This is a genomic window from Amycolatopsis sp. NPDC003861 (assembly GCF_053605405.1).
Genome location: NZ_JBSGJD010000285.1, coordinates 1 through 11542, shown reverse-complemented (window position 1 = coordinate 11542; position 11542 = coordinate 1). Strand labels below are relative to the sequence as shown.

Annotated in this window: 2 protein-coding genes; one reads left to right on the top strand and one right to left on the bottom strand. The window is 75.0% G+C overall.

Features of this window, described 5'->3' with window-relative positions:
- Positions 1–10964, bottom strand: a 10964-nt coding sequence (locus tag ACWEVN_RS41560) for an SDR family NAD(P)-dependent oxidoreductase (RefSeq protein WP_452054942.1), incomplete at its 3' end; no start/stop codon positions are given.
- A gap of 339 nt (positions 10965–11303) precedes the next feature.
- Between ACWEVN_RS41560 and ACWEVN_RS41555 the strand changes: the two genes are divergently transcribed.
- Positions 11304–11542 (top strand): hypothetical protein (locus tag ACWEVN_RS41555; protein ID WP_452054941.1); only part of this gene is annotated, 239 nt, incomplete at its 3' end.

Sequence of the window (11542 nt, the reverse complement as noted above, 5' to 3'; positions counted from 1 at the left end):
GAAGCCGGCTGCACCACGTCCACCCGATCCAGCTCGAGGCCGTCCCGCAGCACCTCCGTCACCGACCAATCCACCCACGGCGACAACGCCTTCTCGCACTCCGCCACCACTCCGGCGAACACCGGGGAAACGGCCAGCAGCTCACGCCCCATCCCGACCCACTGCGCGCCCTGGCCCGGGAACACGAACACCCGCTTGCCCTCGACGTCCGCCACCCCCGAGACCGCACCGGTCAGGTCGTGCAGCCCGGCCACGGCTTCGGCGCGGTCGGCGGCCAGCACCACCGCGCGGTCGGGCAGCAGCGCCCGGCTCGTCACCAGGGCCGCCCCCACCGCCGGCAGCGGCACGTCGTCGCCGTCCACAAAGGACGCGAGCCGGGCCGCCTGGGCGTGCAGGCCGGCCGGGCCGCGGCCGGACAGCACCAGCGGCACGATCCCGCCGGGGAACGGCTCCGGCCCGTCGCCGGCGCCCGGCGCGGGTTCGGGTGCCTGCTCCAGGATGACGTGGGCGTTGGTGCCGCTGATGCCGAACGACGACACCCCGGCCCGGCGCGGGCGGTCGACCGCCGGCCACGCCCGCTGCTCGGTGAGCAGCCGCACCGCACCGGCCGACCAGTCCACCTTCGGCGTCGGCTCGTCCACGTGCAACGTGCGCGGCAGCACGCCCCGGCGCAGGGCCTCGATCATCTTGATCACCCCGGCCACGCCCGCGGCGCCCTGGGTGTGCCCGATGTTCGACTTGACCGAGCCGAGCCACAGCGGTTCGCCGCGGTCCTGCCCGTAGGTCGCGAGCAGCGCCTGTGCTTCGATCGGGTCGCCGAGCACCGTGCCGGTGCCGTGCGCCTCGACCGCGTCGACGTCCGAAGTGGACAGACCCGCACTCGCCAGCGCCGCCCGGATCACCCGCTGCTGCGACGGGCCGTTCGGCGCGGTCAGGCCGTTCGACGCCCCGTCCTGGTTCACCGCCGAGCCCGCCACCACCGCCAGTACGCGGTGTCCTCGTTCCCGGGCCACCGACAACGGTGCCAGCAGCACGAGCCCGACGCCTTCGCCCCAGCCGGTGCCGTCGGCACCCCCGGCGAACGGCTTGCACCGGCCGTCGGGCGCCAGCCCGCGCTGCCGGCTGAACTCCACGAACGGCCCCGGCAGGGCCATCATCGACGCTCCGCCCGCGAGCGCCATCGAACACTCGCCGCGGCGCAGTGCCTGGGCCGCGAGGTGGATCGCCACCAGCGACGACGAACACGCCGTGTCCACCGTCAGCGCCGGCCCTTCGAATCCGAGCGAATACGCCACCCGGCCCGACGCCACGCTGGCCGACGTCCCGGTCAGCCGGTAGCCCTCCAGGTCGCCGGGGGCCAGGTGGATCCGCACGGCGTAGTCGTGGTTGATCACGCCGGTGAACACGCCGATGTTCTGCCCGTGCAGGGAAGCCGGGTCGATCCCGGCGTTCTCCAGGGTCTCCCAGGACGTCTCCAGGACCAGGCGCTGCTGCGGGTCCATGGCCAGCGCCTCGCGGGGGCTGATCCCGAAGAAGCCGGCGTCGAAGCCCGCCGCGTCGTCGAGGAACCCGCCGGCCCGGACGTAGGACTTGCCCGCGCGGTCCGGATCGGGGTCGAACAGGCCGGCGAGGTCCCAGCCGCGGTCCTCCGGGAACGGCCGGATCGCGTCGCGGCCGGCGGCGACCAGGTCCCACAGATCCGCCGGGGACGCCACCCCGCCGGGGAACCGGCACGCCATCCCGATGACGGCGATCGGGTCGCCGGTCACGGCCGCGGCGGGCGCCGGGGCGGCCACCGGTTCCGCGGTACCGAGGAGTTCGGTCCGGACGCGGCGGGCGAGCGCGTCCGGCGTGGGGTGGTCGAAGACGACGGTGGCCGGCAGGCGCAGGCCCGTGGCCGTGCTGACGCGGTTGCGCAGTTCCACCGCGGTCAGCGAGTCGAAGCCGGCTTCCTTGAACGCCTGGGTGGTACCGATCGCCTCCGGCGTCGCGTGGCCGAGCACGGCGGCGGCTTCCGCCCGCACGAGGTCGACGAGCACGCGCTTCTGCTCCGGCTCCGGCAACCCTCGCACCCGGTCCGCCAACCCGCCGCCGGCGGCGGCGCCGGTCGCCGCGACGCGCCGTCCGGGCCGCACCAGGCCCCGCAGCAGCGGGGACACCGCGGCGGGATCGTCGTTCCCGCGCAGGCTCGCCAGGTCGAGCTTCACCGGCACCAGCGCAGCATCGGGTGACCGGAGTGCGGCGTCGAACAGGGCGAGGCCTTCGGCCGACGACAGGCCGGTGACCCCGCTTCTCCGGTGCCGTTGCAGGTCCGTCCGGCCCAGGTGGCCGGTGAGGCCGCTGACCTGGGCCCAGTAGCCCCAAGCGAGCGACTTCGTGGGCGCCCCGGTGGCGTTCCACCGCTGGGCCGCCGCGTCGAGGAAAGCGTTGGCCGCGGCGTAATTGCCCTGGCCCGGGTTGCCCAGCACGCCCGCGCCGGAGGAGAACAGCACGAACGCGGCCAGGTCGAGGTCGGCGGTCAGCTCGTGCAGGTGCACCGCCGCGTCGGCCTTCGGGCGCAGCACGGTGTCCAGCCGTGGCGGGGTCAGGGCGGTCAGCACGCCGTCGTCGAGCGCGCCGGCCGTGTGGACCACGGCGGTCAGCGGGTGCTCGGCCGGGATTCCGGCGAGGACCGCGGCCAGCGCGTCGCGGTCGGCCACGTCGCAGGCCACCACCCGCACGCCGTCGCCCAGCTCGCGCACCAGCTCGGCCGCGCCCGGGGCGGCGGGACCGCGGCGGCTGAGCAGCAGCAGGTTCCGCACGCCGTGCTCGGCGGCCAGGTGCCGGGCCAGCAGCCCGCCGAGGGTTCCGGTGCCGCCGGTGATCAGCACCGTGCCGTCCGGGTCCAGCCGGCGAGGCAGCCGCAGCACGACCTTGCCCACGTGCCGGGCCTGGCTCATGAACCGGAACGCCTCGGGCGCCCGCCGGATGTCCCACCGCGTCACCGGCAACGGGGCCAGCCGGCCCTCCTCGAAGAGCGTCACCAGCTCGCGCAGCATCTCCTGGATCCGGTCCGGCCCCGCCGTGCGGCCCAGATCGTAGGCTTCGTAATGCACCCCCGGATGGGCGCCGGCGACGACTTCGGCGTCCCGGATGTCGGTCTTGCCCAGCTCCAGGAACCGGCCACCGGGCGCCAGCAGGCCGAGCGAGGCGTCGACGAACTCGCCCGACAGCGAGTTCAGCACCACGTCGACCCCGGCCAACCGGTCGGCGAACTCCAGCGACCGCGAATTGGCGAGGTGCGCGTCGTCCAGGCCCTCGGCGCGCAGGATGTCCCACTTGGCCGGGCTCGCGGTCCCGAACACCTCCGCCCCGAAGCAGCGCGCCAGCCGCACCGCCGCCAGCCCGACGCCGCCCGCGGCCGCGTGCACCAGCACCCGGTCGCCGATCCCGACGTCAGCCAGGTCGCGCAGGCCGTACAGGGCGGTCAGGAACGCGACCGGCACCGACGCGGCCACCTCGAACGACCAGCCGGCCGGCACCTCGGTGACCAAGCGCGCGTCCACGACCACGACGGGACCGAAGCCGCCGAACGTCCCGCCGAGGACGCCCATCACCCGGGAGCCTTCGCGCAGCCCGGAAACCCCGGGACCGATCTCCGTCACGATCCCGGCGAACTCGCCGCCGATCCCCTCCTGGCCGGGCACCATGCCCAGCGACACCAGCACATCGCGGAAGTTGACCCCCGCCGCGCGCACCTCGACCCGGACTTCGCCGTCCTCCAAGGGCCGCAGCACCTCGGGGCACGGCACCGGCCGCACGCCCTCCAAGGTGCCGGATTCGCCGCTCTCCAGCCGCCACGGGCCCGAGCCGGCCGGTTCCGCGCCGGGCGCCCGGACCAGCCGCGGCAGCAACACGGTGCCGCCCCGGACGGCCGCCTGCGGCTCGCCCGAGGCCACCACCGCGGGGACCAGGTCCCGCGACGACGCGGCGTCGTCCACGTCCACCAGCACGATCCGGCCCGGGTTCTCCGACTGGGCCGACCGCACCAGGCCCCAGACCGCGGCGGCCGCGGGGTCGACGAAGACACCGGGGTCGTCGGCTGCCACCGCGTGCCGCGTCAGGACCACGAGCCGGTCGTCGCCGGCCGGCTCGTCCGCCAGCCACCGCTGCACCGTCGCCAGCGTGTGCTCGAGGGCCGCCCGGACCTCGGCGCCGGCCGGCACTTCGGCCACGGTCGTCGGTACCGGCTCGGCGACCGGCGCGACGGGGGCCGCGGTCCATTCGATGCGCAGCAGCGAGTCCGGCACGGGGTCGCGGTGCGCCAGCCGGTCGGTGGCCACCGGTCGCAGAACGAGGGAGGCGATCGACGCCACCGGCGCGCCGGCCGGGTCGGTCACCTCGAGGGAAACGCCGTCGCTGCCCACCGGCACCGCCCGCACCCGCAGCGCCGAAGCCCCGGACGCGTGCAGGGCGACGCCGTTCCAGGCGAACGGCAGCGGCGTCCGGCCGGGCTCGGCCGGCTGGTCGTGGCAGAAGGTGCTCGCGTGGAGCGCGGCGTCGAGCAGGGCCGGGTGCAGCCCGAACCCGGCGACGGCGGCGCCATCGTCGGGCAGCGCGACCTCGGCGAACACCTCCCGGCCGCGGGTCCACACCTGCCGCAGGCCCCGGAACACCGGGCCGTACTCGTAGCCCTGGGCGAACTGCCGCGGGTAGAAGCCGCCGACGTCGACGGCCACCGCGCCGGGCGGCGGCCAAGCGGTGGGATCGGGCGACGGCGTCCCGGCGTCCGGCGCCAGGGTGCCGCTCGCGTGCCGGACCCACGGCAGGCCGGTGCCGGCTTCGGCGGGCGCGGAGTAGACGCCGAACCGGCGGCGCCCGTCCGCCGCCGGCGGGTCGAGCTGGAGCTGGATCCGGACGGCGTCCGGTCCGGACAGCACCAGCGGAGTCTCGATGACCAGTTCGTCGACGAGGGGGCACCCGGTTTCGTCGCCACCGCGGATCGCCAGCTCGACGAAGACGGTCCCGGGCACGAGCGTCACGCCCGACACGGCGTGGTCGGCCAGCCAGGGGTGCGTCCGCGTGGACAACCGGCCGGTGAACAGCACGCCTTCGCCGGCGGCCAGGCTCGTCGCGGCCCCCAGCAGCGGGTGCTCCGCGGACACCAGCCCGGCACCCGAGACGTCGCCCGAGGCGGGCGTGCGGTGGAGCCAGAAGGGTTCCCGCTGGAACGCGTAGGTCGGCAGCGCCACCCGCCGCCCGTCGCGGCCGGCGAACCGGCCCCGCCAGTCCACCTTCACCCCGCGCACGAACAGCTCCGCCGCGCTCGACAGGAGCCGGCGCAGCCCGCCGTCGTCGCGCCGCAGGGTGCCCGTCACCACCGCTGGGGTTTCGTCCCGGGTGTCGAGGACGTCCTGGATGCTGGTGGTGAGCACCGGGTGCGGGCTCACTTCGGTGAACACGCGGTGCCCCAGGTCGTGCAGCGCCTCGATCGCGGCCGCGAAGCCGACCCGGTGCCGGAGGTTGCGGTACCAGTACCCGGCGTCCAGTTCGGGACCGGCCAGCCACTCCTGGGTGACCGTCGACCACATCGGGACCTCGGCCGGGCCGGGCCGGACGTCGGCCAAGGTGTCCCGCAGCCGGTCGTGCAGCGCTTCGACGTGCCGGGTGTGCGAGGCGTAGTCCACCGGGATCATCCGGGCCCGCACCCCGTCGTCCTCGCAGGCGGCCTGGATCGCCGCGAGCGCGTCGGGGTCGCCCGCGACGACCACCGACACTGGCCCGTTGACCGCGGCGATCTCTACGCGCCCGCCCCACGGTTCCAGCCGCTCGGCGGCCCGCTCCACCGGCAGCGCGAGCGACAGCATGCCGCCCCGGCCGGCCAGGGACGCCGCGATGGCCTGGCTGCGCAACGCGACGACCTTCGCCGCGTCCGCGACGGAGAGGGCTCCGGCCACGCAGGCGGCCGCGATCTCCCCCTGGGAGTGCCCGACGACGGCGTCCGGCGTCACGCCCCAGGAGCGCCACACCTCGGCCAGCGCCACCATCACGGTGAACGAGGCCGGCTGCACCACGTCCACCCGGTCGAGGCCCGGCGCGTCCGGGGCTCCGCGGAGCACCTCGGTGACCGACCAGTCCACCCACGGGGACAACGCCTTTTCGCACTCCGCCACCACTTCGGCGAACACCGGCGAGGCCGCCAGCAGATCACGTCCCATACCGGCCCACTGCGCGCCCTGGCCCGGGAAGACGAACACGTGCTTGCCTTCCACGTCGGCGCGGCCCGAGACGACGCCGGCGGCCGCGGCTCCCCCGGCCAGCGCCCGCAGCCCGGTCACCGCTTCGGCGTGGCCGGCGGCCGGCACCACCGCACGGTCGGGCAGCAGCGCCCGGCTCGTCACCAAGGCCGCACCCACCTCCGGCAGCGGCGCACCGGATTCGTCCACAACGGACGCGAGGCGAGCCGCCTGGCCGCGCAGGGCGGCCGGGCCACGGCCCGAGACGACCAGCGGCACCAGGCCGGCCGCGCCCTCCACGGGTTCCACCGGCTCCGGTTCGGGTGCCTGTTCGAGGATGACGTGCGCGTTCGTGCCGCTGATGCCGAACGACGACACCCCGGCCCGCCGCGGGCGGTCGACCGCGGGCCACTCGCGCTGTTCCGTGAGCAGCCGGACTTCCCCAGCCGACCAGTCCACCGCCGATGTCGGCTCGTCCACGTGCAGGGTCCGCGGCAGCACTCCGCGCCGCAGGGCCTCGACCATCTTGATCACCCCGGCCACGCCCGCGGCGCCCTGCGTGTGGCCGATGTTCGACTTGATCGACCCGAGCCACAACGGCTCGTCGCGGTCCTGCCCATAGGTCGCCAGCAGGGCCTGCGCCTCGATCGGGTCCCCCAGTGAAGTCCCGGTACCGTGGGCTTCCACCGCATCGACGTCCGAAGTGGACAGTCCGGCGTTCGCCAGGGCCGCCCGGATCACCCGCTGCTGCGACGGGCCGTTCGGCGCTGTCAGGCCGTTGGAAGCACCGTCCTGGTTGACCGCCGACCCCGCCACCACGCCGAGCACCCGGTGTCCCCGCGCCCGCGCGACCGACAGCCGTTCCAGCAGCACGAGCCCGGCACCCTCACCCCAGCCCGTCCCGTCCGCGCCACCGGCGAACGGCTTGCACCGCCCATCGGCAGCCAGCCCACGCTGACGGCTGAACTCCACGAACGACACCGGCGTCGCCATCACCGTCACGCCTCCGGCCAACGCCAGGGAACACTCACCGCGGCGCAATGCCTGTGCCGCCAGGTGAATCGCGACCAAGGACGACGAACACGCCGTGTCCACGGTCAGCGCCGGGCCCTCGAAGCCCAGGGAGTACGCCACCCGGCCCGACGCGACACTGCCCGCGGTCCCGGTGCCGAGGTAGCCCACCAGGTCCGGGGGCACCTGCTCGGGGTCGGTCGCGTAGTCGTGGTGCATCACCCCGGCGAACACGCCGACGTCGCCGCCGCGCAGGGAAGCCGGGTCGATGCCCGCGTTCTCGAAGGTCTCCCACGAGGTTTCCAGCAGCAGCCGCTGCTGCGGGTCCATCGCCAGCGCTTCCCGCGGGCTGATCCCGAAGAAACCCGCGTCGAATCCCGCCGCATCCTCCAGAAAACCACCCTCGCGGACGTACGACGTGCCCGCCCGATCCGGATCCGGGTCGAACAACCGGTCCAGATCCCAGCCGCGGTCACCGGGGAACGCCCCGATCGCGTCCCCGCCCGCGGCCACCAGGTCCCACAGCTGCTCCGGCGACGCCACCCCGCCCGGGAAGCGGCACGCCATCCCGACGATCGCGATCGGCTCGTCCACGAAGGACGCGGCCGGAACCGGCGTCACCGTCACCTCGGTGCCGCCCAGCAGTTCCCGTTTCAGGTACCGGGCGACGGCGTCGGGGTTCGGGTGGTCGAAGGCCAGGGTGGCCGGCAGCGCGAGCCCGGTCGCGGCGCCGAGCCGGTTCCGCAGTTCCACCGCGTTCACCGAGGTGAAGCCCAGTTCGCGGAAGGCGCGCTCCGCCGCGACCGCGTGGCCGCCGGGCAAGCCCGCCACGTGCGCGGTTTCGGCTCGCACCAACGCCGCGAGCAGGGCGGCCTGGTCGTCGGCGGACGTGCCGGCCAGCCGGCGTCGCCACTCTTCGGTCACTGCCGCGGACGGCTCCGGCGTGACGGCCAGGCCGAGCAGTTCACGCAGGAGGTCCGGCACCGCACGCTCTTCCGCCCCGGCCGGCCACGCGGCGAGGTCCAAGCGCAGGGCGACGAGCGAGGTCTGTCCGGCCGCGAGGGCGCTCTCGAAGACGGCGAGTCCTTCGTCGACCGAAAGCGCGGTCGTGTCGCCGGTCTCCGGAGCCGGTTCCCAGCTGTCCCAGGACACCGCCACGGCGGGCAGCCCGCGGGCCCGGCGGTGGTGCGCCAGCGCTTCGAAGCAGGAAGTGGTGGCCGAGGGCGCGCCGTCGGCCAGCAGCCCCGCCACCGGGGAGGCCAGGACGAAGGTCGACACCTGGGTCCCGAGGGTCAGCTCGTGGAGGTTCCGGGCCGCGGCCACCACGGCCCGGCCGAACGGCGTGGCGGGCTGGACGTGCACCACGGCCGTGACGGGCCGGTCCAGCCCGGCCAGCAGGGCCGCGAGCGCGGGCCGGTCGCCGGGATCGGTGGCCGCCAGGGTCGCGGTGACGCCGGCTTCGGTCAGGTCGGTCGCGAGCCGGACCGCCGATTCGTCTTCGAGGGCACCGGGGTCCAGCAGCAGGAGCCGGCGCGCGCCGCGCGTGCCGGCCAGGTGCCGGGCGATCGCCGCGGCGGCCGGATCGGTGACGCCGGTGACGAGCACGGTGCCGGTGGTGTCGACCTCGCCGGTCACCTCGGCGCCGGAGGTCGACACCCGGGCCAGCCGGGGCACCAGCGCGGCGCCGGCCCGCACGGCCGTGCGGGGTTCGCCGGTGGCGACGGCATCGCGAACCGCCGAGGCCCACTTCTCGCTTCCCTCCGCGGGGTCCGCGACCACGACGGAGAGCCGGCCGGGGTGCTCGCTCAGCACTTCCGCCAGCGGCGCGGAAGCGAACCCGGGCACCGGGTCCGGCGCGCCGGCGTCGACGACGACCACGCGGGTCCCGGTCAGCCGTTCGTCGGTGAGCCACTGCCGCAGCCGGGTGGTCAGGCCATCCGGCCCGTCGCTCGCGAGATCGTCGAGGGAGCAGGGACCGGCCGGCACGATCACGACGTCCGGCGCCGGTTCGCCGCGATCGACCGCCTGGTCGAAGCCGGCGGCGCCGGGATACGCCCGCACCCGTGCGCCGGTCGCCTCGAGTCCGGCGGCCAGGCCGGGACCGTCGAGGCCGGCGATGGCCCAGGTTTCGCCCGCGGGACGCGGCACCGGTCCGGCCGGGACCCACCCGGTGCGGTAGAGGTGCTCGTGGTGGCCGTCGCCGATCGCCCGGAGCCGGGCGGGCAGGTCGAGCAACGCGTGCCGTTTCACCTTGCCCGACGCGGTCCGCGGGACCGCGTCGATCCCGTAGACCGCCACCGGCACCTTGAAGAACGCCAGCCGCTCCCGGCAGACCCGCAGGACCTCGGCCGGATCGAAGTCGTCCGCGCCCGGCACCACGTAGACGACCGGCACCTCGCCCAGCACCTCGTGCGGCCGCCCCGCCGCCGCGACGTCGGCCACGCCCGGGACGCCGCGCACGACCTCCTCGATCTCCCCGGGGTGCACGTTTTCCCCGCCCCGGACGATCAATTCCTTGACCCGGCCGGTCACCGTCAGGAAGCCGGACACGTCGGCCCGGGCCAGGTCACCCGTGCGCAGCCAGCCATCGACCAGCACCTCGGCCGTCGCCGCCGGCTGGTTCCAGTACCCCAGCATCACGTTCGGGCCGCGGAGCCACACCTCTCCCTCCGCGCCGACCGGCACGTCCGACCCCGTTTCGCCGACCAGCCGCACCGCCAGGCCCGGCACCGGCAGCCCGCACGAGCCCGCCGGCCCGGCGCCCCGCCAGTTCACCGCGATCGCCCCGCAGGACTCCGTGCTGCCGTAGGCGTCCACCAGCGGCACGCCGAACACGTCCTCGAAGGACCGGCGCAGTCCCGCCGGCAGCACGGCACCGCCGACCAGGCCGGCCCGCACCCCCGGCAGCACACCGCGGTCGCCGGACGTCACCAGCCCCTGGTACACGGTCGGCACGCCCGCCAGCACCGTCGGCTCGAACTCCCCGGCCACCCGCACGACGTCCTCGGCCGAAAACCCCGGCAGCACCCAGACCGAGGCCCCCACCGAAACCGCACCCAGCACACACACCACGTGCGACAACGAATGGAACAACGGCAACGGCCACAACACCCGGTCGTCCGGGCCCAATCCCAACGCCGGCACGTAACTCGCCGCCACCGACCACAAACAGCTGCGCTGAGTCGACACCACCCCCTTGGGCAGGCCCGTCGTCCCGGAGGTGTAGAGAATCCACGCCGGCTCGTCCAACCCCAGGTCGTCGCGGGCCGGCATCGCAGAGTCCATTGTGGACAATTGGGCGAACGAGCGGGTGCCCGCCGGCGCCGGCCCGTCACCGGTCACGAGCAGCGCCCGGGCGGGCCGGTCCGCGAGCACGCGACGAACCTGGGCCAGCCGCTCGGGATCGGTGATCACCACGGTGGCGCCGCTGTCGGCGAGGAAGTGGCCGAGTTCGGCGTCGGCCGACCGCGGGTTCAGCGGCACGCCGATCGCGCTCGCGCGGGCGATCGCCAAGTAGCTTTCGACGGCTTCCACGCCGTTGCCGAGGTAGATCGCCACCCGGTCACCGCGGCCGACGCCGAGTTCGGCCAAGTGCCCGGCCAACCGCCGCGTACGCAGTTCCAATGCGGCGTAGCCCACGGTGCGCCGGCCGTCGGTGTAGGCGGTCTTGTCGCCGAACTCGTCCGCGTGCGCCCGCAACGTGCCGGGCAGAGGACGGATCAACTCGGTACGCAGCATGCCGCCGACACCCCTCGGTCGAGTGAGACGTCCCGGCGCGGTTCGCCGCCGCACGCCGGGACCGTTCGGACGGCACGCAAGCGAGACGGCCGTCCCGCCCAGTCTTGCCGGAGTTGCGCGGGCGGTGCCCCCTAGCCGCCCCCCGGGGTGTCCCCAGCTTCCCGGCCGAACGGCCCACCCCCCTTGGCCATCCCCCTGTCCGCGGCGCATTTTCCGATCCGAACTCCGACCCCGGCCGCCCCCCTAAGGCATCCCAGACTTCCGGCGGTCCGGTTCCCCGGCCGAAAACCGGTGGTAGGAATCGGTGGTCACGATACCGCCGATCCGGGAGTCGAATTCATGACCGGCGCATGGTTTTGTCTGCACCTCGGCGAAAACGGCGGCACCGACGGCCCGGAAAAACTGGCGGCGTGGCGCAGTGAATTCGACCTGATCCGCGGCCTGCCCGGCCGCGTGCCGTGGTTCTTCGACCGGCTCGACGACGGTTTCCTGCTCTGGACCCGCACCGACGCCTGGAACCGCCACGAACTCGTCCGGCGGTTCCGGAGCGCGGCGGCGAACCGCGGCCTGCGGGTGGT